This window comes from Vandammella animalimorsus, assembly GCF_002288875.1.
GTDB lineage: Bacteria > Pseudomonadota > Gammaproteobacteria > Burkholderiales > Burkholderiaceae_C > Lampropedia > Lampropedia animalimorsus.
Genome location: NZ_NTBH01000002.1, coordinates 86,533 through 112,758, shown reverse-complemented (window position 1 = coordinate 112,758; position 26,226 = coordinate 86,533). Strand labels below are relative to the sequence as shown.

General features: G+C 65.4%; 25 protein-coding genes and 2 tRNA genes. 13 read left to right on the top strand and 14 right to left on the bottom strand.

Going from position 1 to position 26,226, the window contains the following annotated elements:
- Positions 1-28 precede the first annotated feature (28 nt).
- Complete coding sequence (locus CLI93_RS04585) at positions 29-814, bottom strand: type III pantothenate kinase (RefSeq protein WP_095541833.1); 786 nt, start codon at positions 812-814, stop codon at positions 29-31.
- 246 nt (positions 815-1,060) lie between these two features.
- Between CLI93_RS04585 and lysM the strand changes: the two genes are divergently transcribed.
- Positions 1,061-1,552 carry a peptidoglycan-binding protein LysM gene (gene lysM, locus CLI93_RS04580; protein WP_095541832.1) on the top strand — a complete coding sequence of 164 codons (492 nt, stop codon included), beginning with the start codon at positions 1,061-1,063 and terminating at the stop codon, positions 1,550-1,552.
- 84 nt (positions 1,553-1,636) lie between these two features.
- On the opposite strand, the gene rsmA is transcribed toward lysM, so the two are convergent.
- From rsmA to CLI93_RS04565, 3 genes are all read right to left on the bottom strand, one after another.
- Positions 1,637-2,452, bottom strand: coding sequence for a 16S rRNA (adenine(1518)-N(6)/adenine(1519)-N(6))-dimethyltransferase RsmA (gene rsmA, locus CLI93_RS04575; protein ID WP_095541831.1), 816 nt, complete (start codon positions 2,450-2,452; stop codon positions 1,637-1,639).
- A 32-nt stretch (positions 2,453-2,484) separates the two neighbouring features.
- A complete protein-coding gene (locus CLI93_RS04570; protein ID WP_238945755.1) occupies positions 2,485-3,936 on the bottom strand; it encodes a peptidylprolyl isomerase in 1,452 nt (483 codons plus the stop codon).
- A 233-nt stretch (positions 3,937-4,169) separates the two neighbouring features.
- Positions 4,170-6,560, bottom strand: coding sequence for an LPS-assembly protein LptD (locus CLI93_RS04565; RefSeq protein ID WP_238945754.1), 2,391 nt, complete (start codon positions 6,558-6,560; stop codon positions 4,170-4,172).
- Between the two features lie 153 nt (positions 6,561-6,713).
- On the opposite strand from CLI93_RS04565, the gene CLI93_RS04560 reads away from it, so the two are divergent.
- Together CLI93_RS04560 and CLI93_RS04555 are read left to right on the top strand one after the other, a co-directional pair.
- Positions 6,714-7,811, top strand: coding sequence for an aminoglycoside phosphotransferase family protein (locus CLI93_RS04560; protein ID WP_095541829.1), 1,098 nt, complete (start codon positions 6,714-6,716; stop codon positions 7,809-7,811).
- A 19-nt stretch (positions 7,812-7,830) separates the two neighbouring features.
- On the top strand, positions 7,831-8,658 hold the full coding sequence (locus CLI93_RS04555) for a 16S rRNA (uracil(1498)-N(3))-methyltransferase (protein ID WP_095541828.1): 828 nt from the start codon (positions 7,831-7,833) through the stop codon (positions 8,656-8,658).
- A gap of 59 nt (positions 8,659-8,717) precedes the next feature.
- On the opposite strand, the gene CLI93_RS04550 is transcribed toward CLI93_RS04555, so the two are convergent.
- A complete protein-coding gene (locus tag CLI93_RS04550) occupies positions 8,718-9,725 on the bottom strand; it encodes a Bug family tripartite tricarboxylate transporter substrate binding protein (RefSeq protein WP_095541827.1) in 1,008 nt (335 codons plus the stop codon).
- Between the two features lie 380 nt (positions 9,726-10,105).
- Between CLI93_RS04550 and CLI93_RS04545 the strand changes: the two genes are divergently transcribed.
- The 4 genes from CLI93_RS04545 to CLI93_RS04530 all read left to right on the top strand — a co-directional run bounded on the left by CLI93_RS04545 (position 10,106) and on the right by CLI93_RS04530 (position 13,054).
- Positions 10,106-10,534, top strand: a complete 429-nt coding sequence (locus tag CLI93_RS04545; protein WP_095541826.1) for a DUF4395 family protein — start codon at positions 10,106-10,108, stop codon at positions 10,532-10,534.
- Between the two features lie 374 nt (positions 10,535-10,908).
- Positions 10,909-12,237, top strand: a complete 1,329-nt coding sequence (locus CLI93_RS04540) for an NAD(P)/FAD-dependent oxidoreductase (protein WP_095541825.1) — start codon at positions 10,909-10,911, stop codon at positions 12,235-12,237.
- 29 nt (positions 12,238-12,266) lie between these two features.
- Positions 12,267-12,620: a DUF5368 family protein gene (locus CLI93_RS04535; RefSeq protein WP_095541824.1), complete on the top strand. Its 354-nt coding sequence runs from the start codon at positions 12,267-12,269 to the stop codon at positions 12,618-12,620.
- 62 nt (positions 12,621-12,682) lie between these two features.
- Positions 12,683-13,054, top strand: coding sequence for a DsrE family protein (locus tag CLI93_RS04530; protein WP_095541823.1), 372 nt, complete (start codon positions 12,683-12,685; stop codon positions 13,052-13,054).
- 171 nt (positions 13,055-13,225) lie between these two features.
- On the opposite strand, the gene CLI93_RS04525 is transcribed toward CLI93_RS04530, so the two are convergent.
- Complete coding sequence (locus CLI93_RS04525) at positions 13,226-15,253, bottom strand: lytic transglycosylase domain-containing protein (RefSeq protein ID WP_095541822.1); 2,028 nt, start codon at positions 15,251-15,253, stop codon at positions 13,226-13,228.
- A 15-nt stretch (positions 15,254-15,268) separates the two neighbouring features.
- Here CLI93_RS04525 and CLI93_RS04520 point away from each other — a divergent pair, with 15 nt between their 5' ends.
- The 3 genes from CLI93_RS04520 (at position 15,269) to CLI93_RS04510 (ending at position 17,907) form a co-directional block, all read left to right on the top strand.
- Positions 15,269-15,841 (top strand): 5-formyltetrahydrofolate cyclo-ligase, encoded by a 573-nt coding sequence (locus tag CLI93_RS04520; RefSeq protein WP_095541821.1) that lies wholly within the window; start codon positions 15,269-15,271, stop codon positions 15,839-15,841.
- 69 nt (positions 15,842-15,910) lie between these two features.
- A complete protein-coding gene (locus tag CLI93_RS04515) occupies positions 15,911-16,633 on the top strand; it encodes a glutathione S-transferase family protein (protein ID WP_095541820.1) in 723 nt (240 codons plus the stop codon).
- Between the two features lie 20 nt (positions 16,634-16,653).
- Positions 16,654-17,907 carry a multifunctional CCA addition/repair protein gene (locus CLI93_RS04510; RefSeq protein WP_095541819.1) on the top strand — a complete coding sequence of 418 codons (1,254 nt, stop codon included), beginning with the start codon at positions 16,654-16,656 and terminating at the stop codon, positions 17,905-17,907.
- 136 nt (positions 17,908-18,043) lie between these two features.
- Here the strand turns inward: CLI93_RS04510 and rnr are convergent, their stop codons facing one another.
- Positions 18,044-20,380, bottom strand: coding sequence for a ribonuclease R (gene rnr / locus CLI93_RS04505; protein WP_275249250.1), 2,337 nt, complete (start codon positions 20,378-20,380; stop codon positions 18,044-18,046).
- Between the two features lie 45 nt (positions 20,381-20,425).
- Here rnr and CLI93_RS04500 point away from each other — a divergent pair.
- From CLI93_RS04500 to CLI93_RS04490, 3 genes are all read left to right on the top strand, one after another.
- A tRNA-Leu gene (locus CLI93_RS04500) sits at positions 20,426-20,512 on the top strand.
- Positions 20,513-20,685: 173 nt separating this feature from the next.
- Positions 20,686-20,772 (top strand) — tRNA-Leu (locus CLI93_RS04495).
- A 234-nt stretch (positions 20,773-21,006) separates the two neighbouring features.
- Positions 21,007-21,189 carry a hypothetical protein gene (locus tag CLI93_RS04490; protein ID WP_095541818.1) on the top strand — a complete coding sequence of 61 codons (183 nt, stop codon included), beginning with the start codon at positions 21,007-21,009 and terminating at the stop codon, positions 21,187-21,189.
- 64 nt (positions 21,190-21,253) lie between these two features.
- Here CLI93_RS04490 and CLI93_RS04485 read toward each other — a convergent pair whose 3' ends face one another.
- The 7 genes from CLI93_RS04485 to CLI93_RS04455 all read right to left on the bottom strand — a co-directional run bounded on the left by CLI93_RS04485 (position 21,254) and on the right by CLI93_RS04455 (position 26,159).
- Entirely contained in the window at positions 21,254-21,868 is a 615-nt protein-coding gene (locus CLI93_RS04485) for a glutathione S-transferase family protein (RefSeq protein WP_095541817.1), read from the bottom strand.
- Positions 21,869-22,126: 258 nt separating this feature from the next.
- Positions 22,127-22,666, bottom strand: coding sequence for an NADPH-dependent FMN reductase (locus tag CLI93_RS04480; RefSeq protein WP_095541816.1), 540 nt, complete (start codon positions 22,664-22,666; stop codon positions 22,127-22,129).
- A gap of 40 nt (positions 22,667-22,706) precedes the next feature.
- Positions 22,707-22,997 carry a GNAT family N-acetyltransferase gene (locus CLI93_RS04475; protein WP_095541815.1) on the bottom strand — a complete coding sequence of 97 codons (291 nt, stop codon included), beginning with the start codon at positions 22,995-22,997 and terminating at the stop codon, positions 22,707-22,709.
- 90 nt (positions 22,998-23,087) lie between these two features.
- A complete protein-coding gene (locus CLI93_RS04470; protein WP_095552191.1) occupies positions 23,088-24,584 on the bottom strand; it encodes a protein adenylyltransferase SelO in 1,497 nt (498 codons plus the stop codon).
- Positions 24,585-24,592: 8 nt separating this feature from the next.
- Complete coding sequence (locus CLI93_RS04465) at positions 24,593-25,126, bottom strand: DUF1697 domain-containing protein (protein WP_095995707.1); 534 nt, start codon at positions 25,124-25,126, stop codon at positions 24,593-24,595.
- A 42-nt stretch (positions 25,127-25,168) separates the two neighbouring features.
- Positions 25,169-25,729 carry a nuclear transport factor 2 family protein gene (locus tag CLI93_RS04460; RefSeq protein WP_095552193.1) on the bottom strand — a complete coding sequence of 187 codons (561 nt, stop codon included), beginning with the start codon at positions 25,727-25,729 and terminating at the stop codon, positions 25,169-25,171.
- Positions 25,650-26,159, bottom strand: coding sequence for a GNAT family N-acetyltransferase (locus CLI93_RS04455; protein ID WP_095995726.1), 510 nt, complete (start codon positions 26,157-26,159; stop codon positions 25,650-25,652). The genes CLI93_RS04460 and CLI93_RS04455 overlap by 80 nt, the downstream gene beginning before the upstream one ends.
- Between the last annotated feature and the right edge of the window lie 67 nt (positions 26,160-26,226).

The window sequence follows — 26,226 nt, the reverse complement described above, 5'->3', positions numbered from 1 at the left end:
GGACATTGTTGCCCTGCCGCCGGGTTTGTCAACCAGCCGCCCCGCGCGCTGCCTCGGCGCGCTGCTGGGCGATGGCCAACAGGCCGTCGAAGATCAGGCTTTCGACCAGCTCGAAGGGGCGCGTCATGCTGGGCGCCATCTTCCAGCCTGCGCCGCCGGTCATGATACACAGCGGCTCCTGGCCGGTGCGCTGCTGCAAATGCTGGATCATGCGCTCGACTGCGCCGGCAATGGCATAGGTGCCGCCGCTGGTGAGCGCATCGCTGGTGTTGGTCGGGAAGGGGCAGACCTCGCCCGTGGGCACGTGCAGCCCGGCTGTGCCCGATTCCAGCGCGCGCAGCATGATGCCGTGGCCGGGTAGGATCAGGCCGCCAAGAAAGTGGCCGCGCTCGTCGATGGCCTCGACCGTCACAGCCGTGCCAACCATGACCACGATCAGCGGCTTGCACTGGCCGCGCGCCAGCATGCGGTTGCGCGCGCCGATCATGGCCACCCAGCGGTCTGCGCCCAGGCGGCCTGGGTGGTCGTAGCCGTTGACCAGGCCGGCCATTTCGCGGCTGGCGTGCACCCAGGCGGGCTCCACGTCCCAGATTTCCAACTGCTCCATGACGCGGTAGCGCACCGCATCACCGGCCACGGCGCAGCCCAGCATCATGCTGGGCGCAGGCAGGCTGGCCCAGTGGTTTTCGGACAGGCGGTCCACATGGTCGAGGAACTCCACGCCCTGCGCCAACAGGCTGGCGCCCCAGCGCGCCTGGCTGTACAGCGCCCATTTGAGCCGGGTGTTGCCAATATCGATTGCAAGAAAGGGCATGGGGAAAAACACAAACAGGCCAACACGGCCAAGACTTGGCGCAGGCGCAGGGCCAGAAAAAACCCGCCCAGGGGGCGGGCAGCAGCGGGCGCCGATCATAACCGCGCCCTGAAAACACGGGGCTTAGCAAAAACGCTACACTGCCCCCAGCCCCGCATACGGCAGTTGTTGCCCGCCGCCTTGGCGGCGGGTTTGGCTTTTGCCCAGTGCGGGCCGTTTCTTTTCGTTATTCAAGGAGTGAACACCATGGGTCTGTTCAAATTCATTAAAGAGGCTGGCGAGAGGCTGTTTGGCGGTCAGGCTGCCAAGGCCGAAACCGCTGACAGCGGCAATGCAGCCCAGGGCACGCTCGACGCCACGGCGGCCAAGGCCATCGAGGCCTACATTGCCTCGCAGAAGCTCAACGTCAGCGATGTGCAGGTAGCGTTCGACAGCGCCTCGGGCAAGGTCACGGTCAAGGGCCAGGCACAGACTCAGCAGGATCTGGAAAAGGTCACGCTGTGCTGCGGCAACGTGGCCCAGGTTACGGAGGTGGATAACCAGATGACGGTGCTAAACCCCGAGCCCGAAGCGCAGTACCACGACGTGGTCAAGGGCGATACGCTCTCGGCCATTGCCAAGAAGTACTACGGCGATGCCAACAAGTACCCGCAGATCTTCGAGGCCAACAAGCCCATGCTCAGCCATCCGGACAAGATTTATCCGGGCCAGAAGCTGCGCATTCCGCCCGCGCAGTAAGTCAATCAAGGCCATCGCAGCCAGCTAGGCTGCTTCAAGTCTTTGACCTCAAGCCCTGCCAAGGCCTGCTTTGGCAGGGCTTTTTCATGCCTGCTCGGTGGCGCCAGGCTGCGGATCGGCCTGTTGTGCGGCCAACTGCGCAGCCAATGCGGTGTATTCATGCACCGGAATTTCCTCAGCGCGGCGCTGCAGGTCGAATGGCCCGGCAAAGCCGCGCGCCTGCAACCATTTGCCCAGGGTGTGGCGCACCAGCTTGCGCTTTTGGCTGAAGGCGGTCTTGACCAGCTCCTCCAGCAGGGGTTGGGGCACGCGCGCCCAGTCGCTGCGCGGCACCATGCGCACCACGGCGCTGTCCACCTTGGGCGGCGGGTCAAAGGCCGCTGGCGGCACGTCCAGGATGCGCTCCATGGCATAGCGCCATTGCAGCATCACCGAGAGGCGGCCAAAGGCAGAGTTGCCGGGCTGGGCCAGCATGCGGTCGATGACTTCTTTTTGCAGCATGAAGTGCTGGTCCTGCACCACATCGATGGCGCCCAGCAGGTGAAACAGCAGCGGCGAGGAGATGTTGTAGGGCAGGTTGCCCACCACGCGCAGCCGCGCTGGCTGCTGCGGCGCGCCCAGCTGCTGGGCCAGCGCGGTGAAGTTCACCTGCAGCACGTCGCTGGCCACAACGTGCAGGCGCGGGTTCAGGCGCAGGCGCACCACCAGGTCACGATCGAGTTCGATGACGGTCAGGCGCGGCAGACGCTCGAGCAGTGGCGCCGTCAGCGCAGCCATGCCCGGGCCGATTTCGACCACGGCCTGCTGGGGCTGCGGGTCGATGGCCGAGACGATGCGCGCAATGACGGCGTCGTCGATCAAAAAGTGCTGGCCAAAGCGCTTGCGAGGGATGTGGCGCATGGAGCGCTCCTTTGGGGACAAGTTGCGCTGCCCTAGTCGCGCACGGGCTCGTCGCGCATTTCGATGAAGGCGCGCGCACGCAAGCCGTCGATCCATTTGACGAAGGCCTCCTGCACTTTTTGCTCGCGCACTTCGCCGCGCACCATTTCGCGCAGCTCGCTTTGGCTGACCTTGCGCTGGCGCCGGTCGAGCAGCTGGATCAGGTGCAGGCCAAAGCGCGAGACCACCGGCTGGCTGATGTCGCCGGGCTGCAGCTCATCGAGCACGGCCTGGAACTCGGGCACGAACATGCCCGGCCCGGCCCAACCCAGGTCGCCCCCCTGGGCGGCGCTGCCGTCTTCGGAGTACTCACGCGCCAATACGGCAAAGTCCTCCCCGCCTTGCACGACGCGCTGGCGGATTTCCTGCAGCATCTGCCCGGCGCTTTGCGCGCTGCGGCCTGGCGCGGGCTTGATGAGGATGTGGCGTGCATGGTTTTGCACCACCATGCCCGCGCCGCCGGCCTGGCGTTCGAGCACCTTGAGCAGGTGGTAGCCCGCGCCCGAGCGGATCGGCCCGGCCACTTCGCCAATGGCGCGGCCTTCGGTGGCCTGCAGGAACAGTTCCGGGTATTGCGTCACCGGGCGCAGGCCCAGCTCGCCGCCACGGCTGGCCTCGCCTGCGTCGGAGAACTCGCGCGCGACCTCGGCAAAGTCACGCCCCTGGGCCAGCTGGCTGGCGGCCTGCTCGATGCGCTGCTTGTACTGGGCCTGCTGCGCGGGCGTGGCCTTTTCAGGCACGATCACCAGCACATGGCCAAGGTTGATGGCATCTGGCAGCTGTTGGCCGGCGTCGATGGGGTGCTCGCGCAGGTAGCGGTCCAGCTCCTGGTCGCTGACGCGCACGCGCGCTTCGACAGCGCGTTCGCGCACGCGCATGAGCATGATCTGGTTGCGCAGCTGGTTGCGGAACTGCGCCCGTCCAATGCCGGCTGCGGCCAGTTCCTGGTGCATGGCAGCCAGGCTGACGCCGTTTTGCTCGGCCACGTTTTGCTCGGCCTGGTCAAGCGTGTAGTCATCGACCTGCAGCTTGCTTTCCTTGGCTTCCTGCAATTGCAGGCGCTCGGCAATCAGCAGGTTGAGCACTTCCTGACGCAGCACCGATTCGCTGGGCGCCTGGCCCTGCTGGGCCAGCACGGCGCGCGCGCGCTGCATGCGGTTTTGCAGCTCCACATGCGTGATGGGCTCGGAGTTGACCAGGGCCACGATGAAGTCGGCCTGGCGCTGGCCGCCCGATGCCTGACCAGCCGAGGAGGCCACTGCGTTGGAGGCGGCATCGCGCAAATCATTGGCAAATGGCGCCGGCCCGCTTTGGCGGCCAGCGCTGGCGCTTCCGGCCATGCCGCCCATTTGCAAGCCGCTGCCGCTGGCGCCTGGCATGCGCAGGCCCTGGGCCTGGGCGCTGGGCAGCAGCAAAGCCGCTGCGCCCAGCCAGCACGCAGCCAAGCTCAGCAGCCTGGGCAGAAGGCGCGCCCTGGCGGGGGCATGGTGTACGCGGGGAGGGGCAAGACGCGGCAGGGAGCGGGGCTGGTCGGTCATCATCAACAGGCCATGGCAAGAGGAGATGGGGGAAAGACCGGGGCGGCGCATGCGGCGGTGCAAAGTGCGCTCAGCGCCGGCTGGCGGTCACAGTAGCGGGCAGCGGCAGGCAGTGGCAGACGATGGCGGCGCGGCCCGAATCACTGGCCGTACTCGCTGAAGCGGCTCGCTGGCGGCAGGCTTTGCGGGCGGATTTCCTGGTAGTAGGGCACGTGATTGCGCAGCGAGTTTAACGGGTTGGAGCCAATGTTGATGCGCGAGATACCAGCCAGCTCCAGCTGCAGCAGCAAGCGGGTATTGGCGTTGCGCGCGCTGTTTTGCAGACGCTCGACGACCACGCGGCCAATCCAGCAGCAACCGTTGTATTCCACGCCAACCACGGTATCGACGAGCTTTTTGTCGCGCATGCTGTAGTTGAGCCGGCCCACGCTGTACCAGCGCCCGCCCTGGCCGGGTACATCGCCCCACCAGGCCAGCGGCCATTGCCAGCCCAGCTCGGCGTGCTTGCTGGCGTCGGCCTTCATGCGGTAGCCCATGCTCAGCACACGGTAATCGCCGGGCTTGTAGTGGCCGGTGAGCGTGTAGCGCGCCGTACGGCGCTCGTCCAGGTTGTACTGGATGATGCCGCTGCTGGCCCAGCGCGGCGACCAGTTGACCGCGCCGCCCAGCAGGATGTCGGACCAGCGCGCGGTGTAGGGCGCCACGCCCGGCGCGGTCACGCGCTGGTCTTCAAAGCGCAGGCGCTGGGCGATGCTCAGCCGCGCCAGCTCGGCGCCATCGCCAGCGCCCAGAAAGCGCGAGCTCAGGCCCAGCGTCAGCACGTTGTCGTCGGCAATGCGGTCGTGGCCGACGAAGGAGTTGGGCGCATAGATGCTGGCGAAGGTGAAGTCCAGCTCTGCCGTGTCGTACATCGGCAGCATGCTTTGGTCGCGGTAAGGCGTGTAGGTGTAGAAGGCGCGCGGCTCCAGCGTCTGCAGCAGATCGCGCCCCAGCCAGCGCAGCTCGCGCTCGAACACCAGCCCCGCATCCAGGCTGTAGGTGGGCAGCACTCGGCTGTGGCGGCGCAGGCCGCCAGGCAGCGGCGCATCGAAGCGGTACTGGCTGGCATGCAACTGCACGGCCGGCGTGATGAAGCCTTGCGGCGCCACCCAGGGCCGGCTCAGGCGCGCCAGCGCGTAGCTGCGCTGGCCGTCGGTCAGCTGGGCGGCAAAGTCGCGATCCGCGCGAAAGCGCGTGCTGTCGAACTCCACATGCAGATCCAGACCGTGGCCCAGCGCCCAGGGCTGGTAGCGCAGGTTCAGCTGCGGCAGCATGTCGTAGGGCGGCAGGATGATGGCGTCCGCATCCTGCAGCGTCTGCCACTTGAGCGCGCGCAGCCTCAGCTGCCAATCGCCCCGCTGCCAGTTGGCGTTGAGCTCGCTGGGCAGCAGGCGCTCGTTGAGTCCGTAGCCGCTGCGCGGGAAGTCGCGCCAGTAGTCGTTGTCGCTGACGCGGTTGAGCTGCGCGCCCAGCTGGATGTCGCCCAGCGGCGAATGCAGCGTGTGCCGGTGGCGCGCGGCCATGCTCCAGCGGTCGCGATCGCGCAGCCGGTCGCTGGGCATGTAGCGCGCCGCCAGCTCGCCGCTGAAGCTGCGCTCCAGATAGCGAAACTGCCCGCCCAGGTCGATGCCGCGACGCGCCATCAGCGTCGGGCTCAGCGTGGCATCGCGGTTGGGGGCGATGTTCCAGTAAAAGGGCTGCGTGTACTGCAGGCCCGAGACGCTGTCCAGCCCCAGCGTGGGCGGCAGCAGGCCGCTCTTGCGCCGATCCGACAGCGGAAAGCTCAAGTAAGGCACGGGCAGCACCGGCACGCCCATGAACTCCAGCGCCGCGCCGCGCGCCACGCCCACATCGGCCACGCGATCCAGCCGCAGCTCGCGCGCGCGGATGCGCCAGGCCGGGCGCCAGTCGGGGTCGTACTCGCTGCGCTGGCAGGTGGTGTAGTCGCCCTCGTGCACCACGTAGCGCTCGCGGTCGAGGAAATCCACGCGCCGCGCCTGGCCGTGGGCCCGGTTTTCGCGCAGCTGGTAGCGCACATCGTCGAAATGCCCCTGATAGGTCTGCACGTTCAGCTGCAAGGCGCTGCCCCGGTAGCTGCCGCTGTCGGCCTCGATCTGCACCTGGCCGCTGGCCGTGGCCGTCTGGCTGGCCTGGTCGTAATGCAGCTCATCGGCCTGGATCAGCGCATCGGCGCGCCGCAGCCGGGCATTGCCGCGCACACGCACCGGCCCGCTCTGGCTGCCTTCGATGGACTGACCGCTCAGATGCACCGGGCGGCGCGAAGCCTGCTCGGGCGGCACCTGCTCCTGCAGCTGCGCCGTGCCCTGCAGTTGCAGCGGCGCACGCAGCGGGCCATTCCAATCGCCCGCCCCGGCCGGCTGTGGCGATACAGCCTGCGCATGGGCCGCAGATGTCAGCACCGCAACAGCGGCAGACAAGGCGCCAGCAACGCCTCGCAGGCGCTGCCGCGCAGGCACGGCGGCGTGTGTCACAAAAATCCCCTGTATCCCGTGCGGGCCGCAGCCCGGCGTTGCAGCGTCAAAAACAAAGGCGCGAATATACCAGCAGGGCCTGTGCACGCCTTGCACGAAACGGCGCGACATCAGCGCTGCGGCGCATGCCCAGCATCCCTACAATCGCCGCCCATGACTGACACCAGCACCCCCATCGCCTGGCCCGATCCGGCCCGCCAGGCACTGTTCCAGCAATGGCTGGAGCGCACTGCCGCCGAGCACCAGCTGCTGCCCGCCAGCCTGCGGCACGCCTCGGCCGATGCCAGCTTCCGGCGCTATCTGCGCGTGCAGGACGCCGCCGGGCGCAGCCGCGTCATCATGGACGCCCCGCCGGACAAGGAGCCGTTGGCGCCCTTTCTGGCCAGCGCCGCGCTGCTGCGCGAGGCCGGCCTGGCCGTGCCCGAGCTGCTGGCCGTGGACGAAGCCGCCGGCTTTTTGCTGATGAACGACCTGGGCCAACACACCGCCTTGCAACACCTGGCGCCGGACTACGCCCCCGAGCGCGCCCAGCCGCTGATGCTGCAGGCGCTGGACTGGCTGGTGCAAATGCAAACCCGCGCCCGGCCCGATGCCCTGCCCGCCTACGACGCCGCCGTGTTGCAGCGCGAGCTGCAACTGTTCCCTGACTGGTACATCGCCGCACACCGCCAGGTGCAGCTCAGCGACGCACAGCGCCAGCAGCTGCAGGGCGTGTTCGACACCCTGGTGGCGCACAACCTGCAGGCTCCCAGCGTTTTCGTGCACCGCGACTACATGCTGCGCAATCTGATGGTGGCCCCGGCCGAGGCCGGCGCGCCCGCGCGCCTGAGCGGGCTGCTGGACTTCCAGGACGCGCTGCGCGGCCCGCTGACCTACGACCTGGCCAGCCTGCTGCGCGATGCCTTCCACAGTTGGGAGGAGGACTTCGTCATCGACCTGGCCGTGCGCTACTGGGAGCGCGCGCGCCAGGCCGGCCTGCTGGCCGCGCGGCCGGACTGGGCCAGCGATTTTGGCGAGTTCTACCGCGCCGTGGAGTGGATGGGCCTGCAACGCCACCTCAAGGTCGCCGGCATCTTTGCGCGGCTGACGCTGCGTGACGGCAAGCCCCAGTACCTGGCCGACACGCCGCGCTTCATCCACCACATCCGCAGCACCGCCAGCCGCTACCGCGAGCTGCGGCCGCTGCTGCGCCTGGTTGATGCCATCGAGCAAACGCCACAGACCGAGGCCTTTTCCTTCGGTCGGATGTAAGAGTCTGTTCGAACCGCCCATGAGCGCCACCGCCCCACGCATCCACGTGCCCGAGCCGCTGACGCCCGGCGCTGAGCTGGCCCTGCCTGCGCGCGCCGTGCGCCATGTGCAGGTGCTGCGCATGCAGCCCGGCCAAGCACTGTGCCTGTTCCCCGGCGCCGACGCGGACAGCCACAGCGAATACCAGGCCACCATCACCGCCATGGGCCGCAGCCACGTACAGGTGCGCATCGACGGCCAGACCCAGCGCCCGCGCGAAAACGCCCTGGCCCTGCACCTGGCCGTGGGCATGCCCAGCAACGAACGCATGGACTGGCTGATAGAAAAAGCCACCGAACTGGGCGTGGCCAGCATCCTGCCGGTGATGACCGAGCGCAGCGTGCTGCGCCTCAAGGGCGAGCGCGCCGACAAAAAACGCGCCCACTGGCAAGGCATCGCCATTGCCGCCTGCGAGCAATGCGGCCGCAACCGCGTGCCCCCCATTGCCGAGCCCACTACGCTGGCCCAGCTGCTGCGCGACCCTGCCCTGCCTGGCACGCGCCTGCTGCTCAGCCTGGCGCCGGACGCCACGCCGCTGGCGCAATGGCTGGCGCAACAACAACTGCTGCCACAGGCCAGTGCCGCAACAGCTTCACCTCACTCCAGTGGGCCACGCAGCCTGTGCGTGCTCTCCGGCCCAGAAGGCGGCCTCAGCCAAGCTGAAGAGCAACTGGCGCGCCAGCACCAATTCCACCCCATTGGCCTGGGCCCCCGGACACTGCGCGCTGACACCGCCCCGCTGACCCTGGCGGCCGTGCTGGCCTGCCTGGGCCAAGGCGCAGCGTCTGCGGCGCCTGCGGCGTCGTAAGCGCACGCGCCAGGGCCGGGCAAAGCCCGCCCCTTCTGCCAGCGCCACACCAGCGCCACTCAATCGATGGTCACGCCCGTCTCTTTCACTGCCTTGGCCCAGCGCTCACGATCGCTGCGCACCAGCTGCCCCAAATCCGCCGCCGTGCCCACAAACGGCTCGCAACCCAAGGCGCCCAGCTTCTCCAGCATCTGCGGGTGCGCCAGCGCGCGCTGCACCTCGCCCTGCAATTGCGTGACGATGGGCTCGGGCGTACCGGCTGGGGCAAACAGCGCATACCAGGGCGCAGCGCCAAATCCTGGCAGGGTTTCATTGATGGTGGGCACATCGGGCAGCGCCGGCGTGCGCTCAGGGTTGACCACGCCCAGCACTTTCAGCTTGCCCGACTGCACGAAGCCCATCACCGAAGGCAGACTTTGCACCGACAGCGGCACCTGCCCGCTCACCACATCGGTCGCCGCGGCCGCCGAGCCCTTGTACGGCACGTGCAGCAATTCAATGCCTGCGGCCTTTTGCAACAGTGCGGCCATCAAATGGTTCAGCGTGCCATTGCCCGCCGAGGCAATGGCGTAATGCCCCGGCTTTTCCTTGGCCAGGGCGATCAGGCCGGCCATGTCGTTGGCGCCAAAGTCCGGGTGCGCCACCAGCACGTAACCGGCGCGGGCAATGGGCGCCACGGGCATGAAATCCTTCTCGGGATCAAAGCCTGGGTTTTTGTACAGGGCCGGGGCGATGACCTGGGCGCTGTCGGTCGTCACCAGCAGGGTGTAGCCATCGCCGCGCGTGCGGCTCAAGGCGGCGGTGGCGCGCGTGCCGCCCGCGCCAGGGCGGTTGTCCACCACCACGCTCTGGCCCAATTGCTCGGCCAGGCGCTGCGCCAGCACGCGCGCCAACACATCGTTGGCGCCGCCGGCGGCCTGCGGCACCACCAGCGTCACCGGCCGGGCCGGGTACTTCTCCTGCGCCAGCACAGCGCCCGCAAGCCAGGAAGAAGCCAGCCCAGCAGCAGCCAGCACAGCCAGGGCCTGGCGGCGGCTGGCCGCCTGGGAAAAGGGATGCAAAGTCATGGTGTGTTTCCTCAAAAAAAGTGGGCAGCCATCCGCCAGGTCCCTCCAGCCTCCGCTGGGAGCGCTGCGATTTTCTGGTAGATCGTGCACGCCCGAGACGCGCGATGGACAGAGCAGCGCTGATTTTTGCCTGCGCTAAAGGCAGAAATATTCAAAAAACATGTAATATCATGCCACCCCCGTGGCGGCGCGCTCATGAGGGGGATGTTGATATTTGGTTGGCGAAGCGGTTTTCGATGAAAAAGTCGCAAGTAAAAAGCGAAAACGCAGCATTTGTGGCTTTTTGACCGAAAACACTGCCACAACACCCAATCTCAACACCCTCTGCGCCTGCTGCGGGGCGATGCATTCGTGTATCCCCATTTTGCAGAGGTTTTGCCATGCTTCGCTTTGATCTACCCCCTGTCTGGTCCCACGTCACACGCTGGGAATCCTTCGTCAACTTCCTGTTTTGCGGCGCGGCGCTGCTGTGGTCGCCCTGGCTGATGGCCGTGCCCATGGTGCAGGGCCTGGTGCGCGGCTTCATCGGCCATTACAAGTGCCCTTCGCATCGCGTGTGGGCCAAGCTGTTCGAGGCGCGCGGCTGGGGCGGCAAGAAGGAGAACGCCGGCGCCAAGATGTTTGCCAACAAGCTGCTGTTCATCGCCAGCGCCGTCTCGCTGCTGCTGGCCTACCTGGGCAGCCCGATGTGGCAAGTGCCCTGCATTGCCGTGATGGTGCTGACCACGCTGGATTGGGCTGTGGGCTTCTGCGCCGCCTGCACGGTCTATGGCCTGTGGTACAGCAAGTTCCCGCCCAAGACCATGTGATCCAGGCAATGGCGTGGGCGCTGCCTTGCTCCGTTACCTGGGGCTAACCCTAGAAAGCGGCGCGACTGGGGTTTGGCTGCCCAGGCAGCAGACACAATAGCGCCCGCAAATTTTTCCCCTCTGGCTGCCAAAGAGCAGGCCTTGGGGCCTTGTTGCACATCCCGGTGTGAATATTGAACAGGGCCTCATGCCATGCCCTTGGGCCTGCTCAGGATTTCGCCGCCAAGGCTGCCGGTACGGTTTTTGGACGGACTGTAAGGCGCACAACGCCGCAGACCGGTCAAGGCCGTACTTTTTTGCCCGCTGGGGCGGCCAAGACTTTGAACAGGCCCTTAGCCTGCCACCCCCTCCGTTCAACACAAGGAACTCTGTCAATGACTGAAGAAAAACAATCCGCATTGAACCGCCGCGAGCTGATTTCGCTGGGCCTGGCAGGTGCGGGCCTGAGTCTGCTGCCCGCCAGCGGCGCGCAGGCCGCACCGGCCAAGGTCAAGACCAGCGCGCGCATCGTCATCGCAGGCGCGGGCGCGGCCGGCCTGGCCAGCGCTTCGCGCCTGGCTGCAGCGCTCGATGGCGCCAAGATCACCATCATCGACCCGCGCAAGCAGCACCTCTACCAGCCCGGCTACACGCTGGTGGCCGCCGGCATCAAGCCGGAAAACTACCCAGTCTCGACCACGGCCGAATACATTCCCAAAGGTGTGGAATGGGTGGCAGAGCGCGTGGCCGAGATCGACCCCGAGGGCAACCGCGTGGTGACCGACTCGGGCAAGAGCTTTGCCTATGACTTCCTGTTCGTCACCACCGGCCTGGTGCTGGACTACGCTGCCATTGAGGGCATGGACGAGAGCCTGATCGGCCGCGAGGGCATCGGTAGCATCTACCACAGCCCGCAAGGTGCATTTGCCACCTGGCGTGAGATGGACCGCTTCACGCAAAAAGGCGGCGTGGGCGTGTTCCTGCGTCCAGCCTCGGAGATGAAGTGCGCGGGCGCGCCGCTGAAATACACCTTCCTGGTGGAGGACTACCTCAGCCGCCGTGGCGTGCGCGGGCGCTCGCAGCTGATTTACAACGCCCACAGCAAGGCCTTGTTCAGCGTGCCCGTGGTGGCTGAAAAAGTGCGCATGCTGTTCCAGGAGCGCGGCGTGCAGGTCAATTACGAGCGCTCGCTCAAGTCCATCGACCCGGGCCGCCGCATTGCCACCTTCAACACCACCGAGGGCACAACCGAGCTGCAATACGACTTCATCAACGTCGTCCCGCCGATGAAGGCGCCTGACGCCGTGCGCAACAGCCCCCTGCCCTGGCAGGAAGGCAAGTGGGCCAAGGATGGCTGGATGGAAGTGGACAAGGGCACGCTGCGCCACGTGCGCTACCCCAACGTCTTCGGCGTGGGCGACATTGCCGGCGTACCCAAAGGCAAGACGGCCGCCAGCGTCAAATGGCAAGTGCCCGTGGCCGTTGACCACGCCGTGGCCGAAATGGCCGGCACCACCAGCAAATCCCTCTACACCGGCTACACCTCCTGCCCTCTGGTCACCCGCCTGGGCCGCGCCATGCTGGTGGAGTTCGACTACCAGAACAACCTGCTGCCCTCCTTCCCTGGCGTCATCGCCCCGCTGGAGGAGCTTTGGGCCAGCTGGGTGCTCAAGACCACCGCCCTCAAACCCACCTACATCAGCATGCTGCGCGGCCAGGTCTGAGCGCGCGTCAACGACAAGGAGAACAACACATGAAAGAACTGGATTTTTCCTCCGTGTGGGCCGTGCTGCAGGAAATGCTGGGCGCGCCCCTGCTGATCGCCCTGCCCCTCATCAGCATCCTGGGCACACTGGCCTTCCTGCTGCTGTTGCTGCGCGAGCGCCGCCTGGCACCCGCGCGCCTGGTGGCCTGCCAATTCCTGGGCCTGCTCGGCGGCGCGCTGGCCGTGGCGCTCATGTTCCAGGTCGCATCCTCGGGCACCACCAGCCCCGGCGGCGCCATCGACTGGCTGATCATCGGCCTGGTCTACCTGCTGGGCATGATCGGCACGACCATCGTCTGCTACAGCATCGCCGGCTGGTTCCGGCAGCTGCGCGCAGCCTGAGCCCAGGGCCTGCTCAAGATTTTGAACAGGCCTTCAAGCAGTACCACCTCAAGGAGTAACCCATGCAAACCACCGACTTCGTCGCCACCCTGTTCGACGGTCACAGCAACCCGGACAAAGTCACCGTGGCCTTCACCATGGCCGTCAACGCACTCAAGAAAGGCCACAGCGCCACGCTGATCCTGATGGCCGAAGGCGTGACACTGGGCAAGCCCAAAGCCACCGAAGGCATGGACATTGGCGCCCCCTTCGAGCCCGTGCCCACCCTGCTGGGCAGCTTTCTCGAACTGGGTGGCCGCGTCGCCATCTGCAAATCCTGCATGCTGCACAACGGTCTGCAGGAAAGCGACATGGCCCCCGGCTACGACATCATCACCGCCCCGGACGTCATCGACCTGCTGATGGCCGCCAAGGGCAGCCTGCAGGTGACTTGAGCGCGCTGCGCTGATGACACGCGCTCTTCGATTCCCTACTAACTCACAAGGCAACGGCCCAGCAGGCAATACACCGCTGGGCCGTTGTTTTTTCGTGCTCGGCTTGCTCCAGGCACTGGTCAAGCCAACTGGCTGCAAGCGAGTTGGCCGCACCGGAGGCCCGCTCACCGATCACGGCAGATCGGCAATCGCCGCTGGGTCGCCCTCCTGGCGTGGGCCGATGTGAGGGCCCAGGCGCAGGCTGGGCGATTGTGGCTGGCCACTGAGGATGGCGCCGTAGACGGTGGCGTTGGCCAGCACTTTTTGCACGTAGTCGCGCGTTTCGTTGAAGGGGATGTTCTCCGCCCAGATGGCTGTCTCCAACACCGGGCCGTTGCGCCAGCTGCGCGGCCGCCCTGGGCCGGCGTTGTAGGCAGCAGCGGCCAATGGCATGGAACCGGCAAATTCGTCCAGCGCCAGTTTCAGGTAAGCCGTGCCGATGGCGATGTTGGTGTCCTTGTGGTTGAGATCACTGGGCTTGAAGTCCTCCAGGCCGATGCGCTTGGCCGTCCAGCGGGCGGTGGCGGGCATGACTTGCATCAGCCCCGAGGCGCCAACGCTGGAGCGCGCGTCCATGATGAAGCGGCTTTCCTGGCGGATCAGGCCGTAGACGTAGGCCGGATCGAGCTGGATTTCCTTCGTGCGGCGCACCACGTCGTCCTTGAAGGGCATGGGATAGCGCTGGCGAAAGCTCATGAAGTCGCGCGTGCGCTCGCTGGTGTTGATGCAGCGATCCCAGACTTCGTAGCGGCAGGCCAAGTCGGCGGCGGCCAGCAGGTCGCGGTCGTTCATGCCGCCGCGCTCGTGCAGGTTGGTGGTGTAGTTCCATTCGCGCACGCCTTCGCTGCGCAGGCCAATGCTGATGGCGTAGATGCCACGCAGCAGGCCAGGGTTGGTGCGCGCGCGGGCTTTCTCGGCTTCGGTGAGGGCGGCGGGCTCTGGCGCGATGCCGACTTTGCCGCCCAGTGCCTGGTAGGCCAGCTGGGCGTAAAAGTTAGTTGTGCCGGCGATGCTTTGCAAGAGGCGCTGCGCGCTGGCCTGGTCCTCGGCCCGGCCGGTGGCCTGTAGCGCGCGCGCGCGCCAGTAGGCCCAGGTGGGCGACTGTTGGTCATCGACGCTCATGGCGTCGATGGCGCGCGCCACCTGCGGCCATTGGCCAAAGCGCAAGGCCACACGGGCCTTCCAGTGCAGTTGCTCATCGAGCAGGTTGCGCGGATTTTTCACCTGCGCGAAGTAGCCCTGCGCTTGCGGCGCGAGACGGATGCCGGCCCAGCGGCCGATGGCGCCCCAGACGAAGTCGCGCTCGGCCGGGCTCATGTGCGCGGCCCATTGGCTTTGCATTTGTGCGGCGGCAACGGCGGCATCGCTGCTGGCCAGGCGCGCCAGGGCCAGCGGCACCAGGGCGCGCCGCGCCGGGTCGCTGGCGGTGCTGCGATGGCCCAGGAAGGCTGCGGCCTTGCCCATGGCGCTGTCCACATGCGCCAGTGAGGCTGGCGCGACGATGGCCACGGCCGCACGCACCACGGCCGGGCGGTTGTGGTGCGCGCCAATGCGGGCGCGCTGCCAGACCTCCTGGGGCTTGATGCGGCCATCGGCGAAGAACTCTTGCACGGCGTGCGTGCAGCCGTCGTCGGCGCGGTTTTGCCCCCACCACAGCGACAGCACCTGCTGGGGCGCGGCGGGCGCGGCACGCCCCTGGATGTCGCTGATCAGCAGCTCATAGCATTTGACCTGGGGGTCGTCCTGCATGCGAAAGCCCTGGGCATAGTGCATGAATTCGGCCCATTGGCGGCGCTGGCCCAGCAGCAACAGCCAGTCGTTGCGCAGCCGGTCTTCAACGTAGCTGCCGCGGTAGCGCGCCAGGAAGGCGTCGACCTCGCGCCGCTCGGCATCGCGCAGGCGGTGGCTGAGCTCCCAGTACGCGCCCCAGCCCTCCAGCGCATGGCCTTGCACGCTGGGCAAGAGCTGGGCCAAGCGCACGCCATTCTTTGCCGTGTAGGCTTGGCGCATCTCCAAAATGGCCTGATCGCCGGCGCGCGACGACGCCTGCGGGGCGGTGCTGGCCGTAGGCTGCGGCTGGGCCTGCGCCGGGCCTGTGGCAGCGGCTGCCAGCAGGGCCAGAGCGGCGCAAAGTGGTGTCAGAATGGTGGTCGATCGCATGCTGGGAATTATGAAATGGACAAAGCCACGCTGAGGAGAACTCTGGTGCAGCGGCGGGTCAATATGGCCAGCCGCATCGAGAAGAATGCGCAGCTGCAGCAGGTCATGCGCATCTGGCTGGTGGATCGCCCCGAGCTGGTTATCGGCGCGTACTGGCCGATCAAGGGCGAGTTCGATCCGCTGCCGGCGCTGCATCGCTGGAAGGAAGATGGCGAGCTGCTGGACGCGCCGATGATGCGCCGCATCGCCTTGCCCGTGGTGGACAAGACCCACAAGACGCTGCGCTTTCACGCCTGGTACCCAGGCTGCCCAATGGAGGAAGATGCCTACGGCATCCCCAAGCCCAAGGACACGGACATTCTGGAGCCTGACCTGCTGTTCATCCCCTGCGTGGGTTACGGCGCAGGCGGCTATCGGTTGGGCTACGGCGGGGGCTTCTACGACCGCACGCTGGCAGCGCTCAAGCCACGCCCGTTCACCGTCGGCCTGGGCTATACCGAAGGCTTCGTCGAAGACTTCGAACCCGAGCCGCACGACATTCCGCTCGACGCCATCCTCAACGACAACGGTGTGGTCTGGCCCGTGTAAGAACCTGAAGCCTTGCGCCCGCCCCGCCGCCATCCGCACAACGATTCACCCAGCAGGAGAGAGACGCCCATGACCGCACCCGCCACCGCGCTGACGCTCTACATCGGCAACAAGAACTACTCGTCCTGGTCCATGCGCCCCTGGGTGCTGATGCGCGAGCACGGCATCGCCTTCCGCGAAGTGAAGCTGCGCTTTGACAGCTTCGCGCCCGATTCGGAGTTCAAGAAAACCATCTCGCACATCAGCCCGGCCGGAAAGGTGCCGGTGCTGGTCGATGGCAACCTGGTGATCTGGGATTCGCTGGCCATCGTCGAATACCTGGCCGAGCGCTTTCCCCAGCGGCACCTGTGGCCAGAGCACACTGCGCAGCGTGCACGGGCACGCAGCATCTGCGCCGAAATGCACACCGGCTTTACTGCCCTGCGCAGCACCTTGCCAATGAACATCGAGGCGCACCTGCCCGAGGCCGGCGCCATCGCCTGGCGCGACAAGCCCGCACTGCGCCGCGACATGCAACGCATCGAGGCTTTGTGCGGCGAGCTGCTGCGCAACCACCATGGCCCCTTCCTGTTCGGCGAACGCTTCACCATCGCCGATGCCTTCTACGCCCCGCTGGTCATGCGCGTGCAAACCTACGCCCTGCCGGTGAGCGACACCGTGCGCGGCTACGCACAAGCCATCTGTGCCTGCCCTGGCGTGGCAGCCTGGATTGAGGATGCCTTGGCCGAGCACGACTTCGTCGTCTCCGAAGAGCCCTACCGCGTACAGGCCAGCGGCGCGCACGGCGACTGAAGCCCCCAGCCACGCCCGCCATGACCCACCGCCAGAGCCAGGCTGCCAGCGATGCGCCAACCCCACGCATCTACATGGTCGGCGGCGCTGTGCGTGACCAGTTGCTGGGGCGCCCCGTGCAAGACCGCGATTGGGTCGTGGTCGGTGCTACGCCCCAATGGATGAGCGCCCAGGGCTTTACGCCAGTGGGCAAGGACTTCCCGGTCTTCCTGCACCCGCAAACCCATGAGGAATACGCCCTGGCGCGCACCGAGCGCAAAAGCGGCCGCGGCTACAAGGGCTTTACCGTCTACGCAGACCCCAGCGTCACGCTGGAGCAGGACTTGGCCCGGCGCGATTTGACCATCAACGCCATCGCCATGCGCCAGTTGGCCGATGGCCGGCAGGAGTGGGTGGACCCCTACGGCGGCCGCGCCGATCTGCAGCGCAAGCGGCTGCGCCACGTCAGCGCAGCCTTCGCTGAAGACCCGCTGCGGATTCTTCGCCTGGCGCGCTTTGCCGCTCGCTTTGCCGATTTCAGCATCGCCGAGGACACCATGGCGTTGATGCGCGGCATGGTGCAAGCTGGCGAGGCCGCCCACCTGGTGCCCGAGCGCGTCTGGCAAGAGCTGGCCCGTGGGCTGATGGAGCACGCACCGCTGCGCATGTTCACCGTACTGCACGACTGCGGCGCACTGGCCGTAGTGCTGCCCGAACTGGCGCAGCGCTGGGGCCAGCCGCCCCCTGCGCATAGCCCCATCCCCCCCGCTCTGCAGGCGCTGGCCGCGGCCGTACGCGCCCAGGCCCCGCTGGCCGTGCGCTACGCCTGCCTGCTGTACGGCCCCGCCCCACACGGCACGCCCGGCGCTGCCGAGGCCCAGGCCATGGCCACCCGCCTGAAAGTGCCCACCGAATTGCGCGAACTGGCGCTGCTGCTGGCCCGTCAACGCCAGGCCATCGACGCCAGCCTGTATGCCGATGCGGCGCACACCATTGCCCTGCTGGAGCGCTGCGACGCACTGCGCCGCCCGGAGCGCTTCGCCCTGGCACTGTGGGCCTGCGAGTGCATGGCCCAGGCCGATGCCGCCCTGCCCCAGCCTTCGCAAAGCGCAGCTGCAGACGCCATCGCCCCAGCCTATCCACAGCGCCCGCGACTGCTGGCAGCGTTGCAGGCCGCGCAATCAGTGGATACCGCCCCCATCGCCGCCCAAGCAGCGCGCCAGGGCCTGCAAGGCCCGCAAATCGGTGCCCACATCCAGGCCGCCCGCATCGCTGCCGTCGCCGCGCTGTTCTAGAGCGTGTTCAGAGAGGCGTTCGAGATTCGGTTTGCGAAGCGGTTTTTCGAGGCAAAAGCCGCAGATGCAAGGCGCAGCGCACACTCAGGCGCTGCGACTCGCACAGCCCTTTTGCCAGAGGGTCTCGCCCTGCCGCTCAACGCTTGCGGCTTTTGCGGGCCGCGTCTTTGCGGCGGCTGCTTTTGCGGCTACCGGCATCGCCCGCCTGGTGGCGGCTGGCGCGGCGCTGCGCCGCAGCGCTGGCCTGCCAGTCATCGGCCTGGCCTGCGCCCTGGCCCTGCGCATTGCGGCGCGAGGCACGGCGCGGGCGCAGCAGGGCCGCAGTCGCAGCATGGCCTGGGCCGACATCGCCTTTGCCAGTCGGGTCGTCGATGACCGGCACGAAATCGATCTTTCGCGCATCCAGATCGACGCGGCTGACCTGTACCTGCAGCCGCGAACCAATGCCATAGCGCTGGCTGGTGCGCTCGCCGCGCAACTCCTGGCGCGCCTCGTCATAGCGGAAGTAATCGCTGCCCAGTTCGGCGATGTGCACCAGGCCATCGACGTACATGGCGTCCAGCGTGACGAACAGACCAAAGCTGGTGACTGCCGAAACGGTTCCGGCAAAGACCTGGCCCAGGTGCTCACGCATGTACTGGCACTTGAGCCAGGCTTGCACATCGCGGCTGGCCTCATCGGCGCGGCGCTCACTGGCACTGCAGTGCAGGCCAGCCTGCTCCCAGACCTGCATGCGCTGGGCATCGGGCAGGGCGGCCTTTTTGCGCCCCCGGCCTTGGCGCGCCGCGCCTTTGGCCTGGCTCTTGGCAGCCTCTTGCTGCACGCCTTGGGTGGGCGGCGCCACCATGGCCGCCAGCTTCTGGCGGAACTGCTGCGTCACGGAGTCTGCTTGCGGGATGGCCGGCAATTGGTATTGCCCGCCGGCGAGAATGGCCTTGATGACACGGTGCTGCAGCAGGTCCGGATAGCGGCGGATCGGGCTGGTGAAGTGCGCATAGGCATCGAAGGCCAGGCCAAAGTGCCCGTTGTTGTGCGGGGTGTAGATGGCTTGCTGCATGGCGCGCAGCAGCATGGTGTGGATCTGCTGCGCGTCGGGTCTGTCCTTGGTAGCTTCGGCAATGGCCTGGAAGTCCTGTGGCTTGGGGTCATCGCCAATATTCAAGCCAATGCCCATGGCCTTGAGGTAGGCGCGCAATACATTCTGACGCTCGGGCGTCGGGCCTTCGTGTACGCGGTACAGCGCCAAATGGCCAGCTGCGCCTTGCACGAAGTCGGCCGCGCAGACGTTGGCCACCAGCATGGCCTCCTCGATCAGGCGGTGCGCTTCGGTGCGCGTGCGCGGCAGGATTTGCGCAATGCGGCCGTTGTCGTCGCAGACGATCTGGGTTTCGGTGGTTTCAAAATCGACTGCGCCGCGCTGCTTGCGCGCTGCCAGCAGCGCCTGGTAAACGCCGTGCAGATTGAGCAGCTCGGGCACCAAGCCCTGGTACTGTTGCGCCAGCGGGCCACGGGTGTTGAGCAGGATGTCGGCCACCTGGGTATAGGTCATGCGCGCATGGCTGTGCATCACCGCCGGATAGAACTGGTAGGCATGCAGCTCGCCCTTGGCCGTGATGAGCATGTCGCACACCATGCACAGGCGATCCACGCCGGGGTTGAGCGAGCACAGGCCGTTGGAGAGCTTTTCCGGCAGCATCGGGATGACGCGGCGCGGGAAGTAAATGCTGGTGGCGCGCTCGAACGCATCAGCGTCAATGGCCCCGCCCGAGGGCACGTAGTGGCTGACATCGGCAATGGCCACCAGCAGGCGCCAGCCTTTGCCACGGCCCACGCGCGCGGGCTCGCAATAGACGGCATCGTCGAAATCGCGCGCATCCTCGCCGTCGATGGTGATCAACGGCACGTCGCGCAGGTCAATACGGCCCTTGCGATCGGCGGCGCGCACCGTGGCCGGCAGCTTGGCCGCCGCCTTCAGGCAGGGTTCGGAAAATGCATGCGGCACTTCGTACTTGCGCACCGCGATCTCGATCTCCATGCCGGCGTCGTCGGCATCGCCCAGCACCTCGACAATCCGGCCCACGGGCTGGCCGTGCAGTGTGGGGCGCTCGGTCAGCTCCACCACCACGACCTGGCCCACCTGGGCATGGGCCGTAGCCGCATCGGGCACGATCACATCCTGACCGTAGCGCCGGTCTTCGGGCGCCACCAGCCAGACGCCGCTTTCCTGCAGCAGGCGGCCAATGATGGTCTTGGTGGGCCGCTCGAGAATCTCCAGCACCTGGCCCTCAGGGCGGCCCTTGCGATCCAAGCGCACGACGCGCGCGCGCACTCTGTCGCGGTGTACCAGTTGGCGCATGGCCTCGGGGGGGAGATAAATATCGTCGGAAGCATCATCGGGCGTTATGAACCCGTGTCCTTCGCGTCGGCCTTGTACGGTGCCGATGATTTCTTGCATCAAATGGGATTTGTTCAATTCAGATCCAGTTTTTTTGGATTACAATTTGCGCTTTCCTGAAGTGCCCAGGTGGCGAAATTGGTAGACGCACTAGCTTCAGGTGCTAGCGGGGGCGACTCCGTGGAGGTTCGAGTCCTCTCCTGGGCACCAAGTGTAACGACAAAACAGCAGCCCCAAGCCACTCCGATGAGTGGCTTTTGTTTTGCCTACCTTCTCCGCCTGGTTCCAGGCTTCGATAGGGCCCGCTCATGCCCAACCAAATTTTTACGCAACGAGCGCGCAAGGGACTACGTTTTGCATTAGAATGCGCGCTTTCCTGAAGTGCCCAGGTGGCGAAATTGGTAGACGCACTAGCTTCAGGTGCTAGCGGGGGCGACTCCGTGGAGGTTCGAGTCCTCTCCTGGGCACCATCATCAAATTCACTGTTTCGCGCAGCCGCTGTCCATCCGTCAGCGGCTTTTTTGTTGCCTGGAATGCCTGGCGCACTTGCTGGGATTCAGTATTGCGGCAACCCTGTGCATCAGCCACGGGCCTCGGCCAAGACAACCACCCACACCCGCAGACGTCCACGGCGCGGTGATGGATGCAAGCTGCTTCAAAGTCTGTTCAAAATCTTGGCGAGTGTGGGCTCGCAGCGGTGTGGGATGGATCAGGACGGCAAGGAAGTTTTGTCCGTCGGCAATGCCCACAATGCGCCGGCGCGCCCCGGTGCCTATGATGTGAGCGATGCCAATAACCTGCGCTGGCATGAAAAAGGCGGCAGCGGCATCCTCAATTACCCGGCCAGCGATGGCCGCATGTTGGAAACCCACTGCAGCGCACGCTGAATTTCCGGTGCCAAACGCCCCCCCTCCCGTTGACGGGAGAGGGGGTGGCGTTTTATCCGCGGTTTCAGCCTTTTTGCGCGGCCATCACTTTCTGCACGGCCGCATCCTGCTCCATGCGCTGCATCAGTGCGGCGACGTTGGGATATTCCTTCCACGACTTGGGCGTGTATTCGGTCCAGCGTGCCATTACGAAGGCATAGGCATCGGCGATGCTGCGCTTGCCCTGATAGACATGGCCGTTGCCTTCGGCAATCAGCTTGTCCAGATGCTGCATGGCGCGGTCGATGCGGGCAAATGCCGCCTGCTTGGCCTTCTCCAGCGCAGCTTCGCTCTCGTCAGTGGTATAGCGCTGCGGGAAGAACAGCGGCCAGAACGCCGGGTGCAGGTCACTGGCCAGGAACGAGAGGGTTTCGTTCATCTCGAACTCGTTGAGCAGCCCCTCGTTGGCGCCGATGCCGGCCTCTGGGTGCAGCGCCACGATGTATTGCAGGATGGCCGGCGCTTGGGTAAGCGCGCGCTTTTCGCCAATATCCAGGGCAGGCACAGCAGCCAGCGGGTTGATGCGCTTGTATTCCTCGGACGAATAATCCGCGCGCACGGCTTGGTAATCGGCGCCGGCCCATTCCAGGGCAATCCAGCAGGCCAGTGCACAGGTGCCGGGGGCGTAGTAAAGCTTCATGGTTTCTCCTTGGGGTTGAAGTTTGTTGGCAGGGCAGTCGCAGTCAATGCCCGCCCACTTTGGAAAGCGTGTTGAGTGCCATCACATCGGAAAGAATTGCCTCCGGGTACACCAGCAGCCCCATCGGCACGGGGACTGTCAAGCGCTGTTGCCAGGCCGGCCTGAGGGTAGCGTTGAGGCGACGCTGGAGCGACGCCAGGGCGGCAAGGCCGAAGCTGCACCAGGGGCAGCAGGCAGCACACGGCCGCCTTGCCCATATCAGCGCCCGGCCCAGTCGTAAAAAGCGGCGGCAAATTTGTTGAGAAAGCCGGCAGTGCTTTCGTTGGCCACTTGCCCGTCTTCTCCCAGCGCGGTGTTGGCGCGGCTCAGGAAGACTTCCGGGGCAATCAGTATCTCCGCGCCGAGGGATTGCAGGCTTTGGCGCAGGTGCAGGCCGCTGTTGATGCCGCCATAGGCCCCGGGCGAGGCGGTGACGATGGCGACTTTCTTGCCACTCCATGCGCTGTGGCCGAAGGGGCGCGAGCCGATGTCGATCAGGTTCTTCATCGCCGCTGGGATGCTGCGGTTGTGCTCGGGGCTGACGATCAGCGCGGCATCGGCTGCCTTGAGCTGGGCGCGCACGCGATCGTAGGCAGGGATGGTTTGGCTGTCCAAGTCTTGCGTGTACAGCGGCAAGTCACCGATTTGCACTTCGTCAATATCCACGCCTGCCGGCGCCTGGGCGGTGATATAGCGGGCGATGGCGCGGTTGAGGGATTTTTGGGCAAGGCTGCCAACGACAAGGGCGATACGGGTCATGAAATGCTCCGGGTTATAGCAACACAGGCCAGATGGATTTTCAGGCGGCCTGCGCCAGCAAATGCTGGTATTGAGGGTGTTTTTCAATGTAGGCCGCCACAAAACTGCAATCGGGCCTGACTTTGTGCCCTTCGGCGGCTGCCCAGTTCAGCGCATGGCGTACCAGTTGGCTGCCGATGCCGCGCCCGCCCAAGGCATCGGGCACGATGGTATGGGTAAAGGCCATTGCGCCAGGCACGGGCGCAAGCTCTAGCCAGGCTGTATGGCCGTCGATTTCCAGCTCGAAGCGGTTTTCCAGCGGTTTGAAGAGGATGGTGGGTTTATCGGTCATGGTGGATTCCAGTCGGCAAATGGCACATCAACATACGCCCTTGAAGGAGGGCTCGGGATTGGGTTTCTACGGTGCTGCGCATCAAGCGCATCACGTCCCGCAAAAGGTCTGGTAGCCCGGCGTCGGCGCGTCGGGCAAGCGTTGCCAGTGGCGCTCGGCGCTGTAGTCAAACGGTTTTTGCAAGGCGGCCAGCAGGGCGTTGAAGGGCTGCATATCGCCCGCTTCGGCGGCGGCCAGCGCTGCTTCCACGCGGTGGTTGCGCGGGATGACAAACGGGTTGGCCGACTGCATCAGCGCCGCAACCTCCGCCCTGCCCTGCGCTTGTTCGGCCAGCCGCGCCTGCCAACGGGCATGCCATTGGATGAAGGCCGGGTCAGCAAACAGCGCGTGCGTACCAGCGAGATACGCGCCATCGGCATCAAGCATGTCCAGCGTCAGCCGCACGAGGGTATGGGTGTAATCGGCGGCCTTGGCCTGCATGCGTTGCAGCAAGTCATCCAGCAAGGCGGTATCGGTTTCTTGCGGCTGAAAAATACCGAGTTTGCGCGTCATGCCTTGCTGGTAATGCTGGTTGAAAAGCGGCGCAAATTTCCGCAACTCTGCGTTGGCGATGTCGATGGCGGTTTTTTCATCCGCATCCAGCAAGGGCAGCAGCGCCTCGGCCAGCCGCGCCAGATTCCATTGCGCCATCGGCGGCTGGTTTTCATAGCGGTAGCGGCCATCGCGGTCGATGGAGCTGAACACCGTGGCCGGGTCGTAGGCATCCATGAAGGCGCAGGGGCCGTAGTCGATGGTCAGGCCTGGGATGGACATATTGTCGGTATTCATCACGCCGTGGATGAAGCCGACGGTTTGCCAGCGGGCAAGCAGCGCCGCCTGCCGGGCGATGACCGCGCGCAACAAGCCCGGATAGGGATGCGCCGGGTTTTCCGCCAACACTTCGGGGAAATGCCGCTGCAAGGCGTAATCGGCCAGCGCGCGCAGATTAGCCACCTCGCCACTGGCCGCCGCAAATTCAAAGGTACCCACGCGGATATGGCTTTGCGCGGTGCGGGTCAACACCGCGCCGGGCAGCAGGCGCTCGCGGCGGATGTGCTCGCCCGTGGTCACCACGGCCAGGCTGCGCGTGGTCGGGATGCCCAGCGCGTGCATGGCCTCGCTGATGAGGTATTCGCGCAGCATCGGCCCCAGCGCCGCTTTACCATCGCCCCGGCGTGAATACGGCGTCGGGCCACTGCCCTTGAGCTGGATGTCGATGCGCTGCCCATCGGGCGTGATCTGCTCGCCCAACAGCAGGGCGCGGCCATCGCCCAGCCGGGTGAAATGCCCGAATTGATGCCCGGCATAGGCCTGCGCAATCGGCCGGGCGCCTTCGGGAAAGCGGTTGCCGGCAAACACTTCCGCCACCGCTTGGCGGTCAATGGCCGCATCCGCAGCGGACAACAACCCCAGCTCAGCCGCCAGCGCACTATTGAACAGCACGGTCTGGGGCGCGGGAAAATCAGCGGGCGCCACGGCCGAATAAAACACCGGCGGCAGGGCTTGGTAAGTGTGGGAAAGGTTCCAGTTCAATGCAGGGGGTTTCATAAGGTCGCTCAAAAATCCACCATTTTGCGCAGCGTATTGCCATTGCGCGTGGTCAACACCTGGCCGAGCTTGTTTTCCAAAAACGCATTGCCAAGGCGGCTGCGCGAGGCATCGCCGGGGATATACAAATAGGCCGCCTGCGGCAGAATCGCCAGTTGCTCCTCGCCATAATCTTTCCTGCTTAAACCCTTTGGGTCAGCCAGCGGCGCATTGCACAGCGCGTAAAACACCCGTTTTTCATCGTAAGCGCTGCTTGAAAACGGATTTTGCTCCAGTATTTCCCGCAACTGCGCCGGGGTTTTGACGATGGCGGGCAAATCCACCTGCAAATGCGCGCGCAAAAGCGCCTGAATGCGCTCAGCGGTGGCGGCAGCATTCAAATCGGTTCGCAGCGCAATATTGCCGCTTTGTATCCAGCTGCGCACATCATCAAAACCGTTGCCGCCCAGCACCCGACGCACGTCCGCCATCTTCACCGTGTTCTTGCCGCGCGGCATCACCCCGCGCAAAAAGGCGACAACATCATGCACGGAACTTGTCATATCTGGCCAATGCAAAAATCAGGGCTTTCATCATAACGGCTATCAGCCGCGGGCAAAGATCGCCACGCGCGCGGCATCTTCTGCCGCATAGTCCGGGTCGCCATAGCAGTGGTAGCGGGCGATTTGTCCGTGCGCATTGAATTCGAACACATTACAGAATTTGCCGAAGCTCGCTTTGCCATCGGGAAAGTCGTGGCCGCTTGCGGTCGTGCCGTACTCCACGATTTCCACGGCCACACGGCGGCCTTCGCCGGTGTAAACAAATTGGCTCAAATCAAAGCCAAAGCGGCTGACGGCGCTTTGCACGCGCTGCCCCAGCTCGGCAATGGCTTCACGCCCGCGGGCGATACCGAATTTGGGGTAAAAAACTTCCACATCCTCGGCAAAGAGCGCGAAATATTCCTCATCAATTTCGCCGGCGTTGATTTTTTCGTAATAGCGGCGGGCTTTTTGCCGGAAGGCGTCGCTGCCGTGCGTTGCTGCGCTTGAGTTTGTTGACGGGGGTTGCGCGAGCGGAGAATTTTCATTCATTTTCATGGTTTCCTTTGGATAAGTCGTAGTGCAATATTTCCCCGGGCAGGCCGTCAAAGTCCTTGAATTCATGGTGCGCAAAGCCCAGCCTGATCAGGATTTTGCGCGAGGGGATGTTGGCCGGGTCGATGATGGCGAACAGGCGCTCGATTTGCCCGCCGTGCGCCTGTGCCACGCCCAGGAGTTGCGCGGCGATGCGGCTGCCCATGCCTTTGCCCCAGTATTCAGGCAGCAGCATATAGCCCAGCTCCGCCTCGCGGCTGTCGGCCTGGGTAAGCGCCAATTTGCCCAGGCCCATGAATGCGCCGCGCGCATCCAGCACTTTGAACTGGCCAAAGTCAGGGTGCAGCGCATTATTGGCGAGCAGTTGCGCAAACTCCTGGCGCGCTTCCGTCTCCGGCAGGGCGCGTTCGGTAATCATCGCCATGACGTCGGCGTTGCCGACCAGGCGCAAATAATCGGCGAAATCGTCTTCACGGAATTTTTCAAATATCAAGTGCATCACGGATCCATTTTCGGGTTTCATGCCGATTTTTCGGCGACAAGCGATTGATGGCGGCAAAAACGCC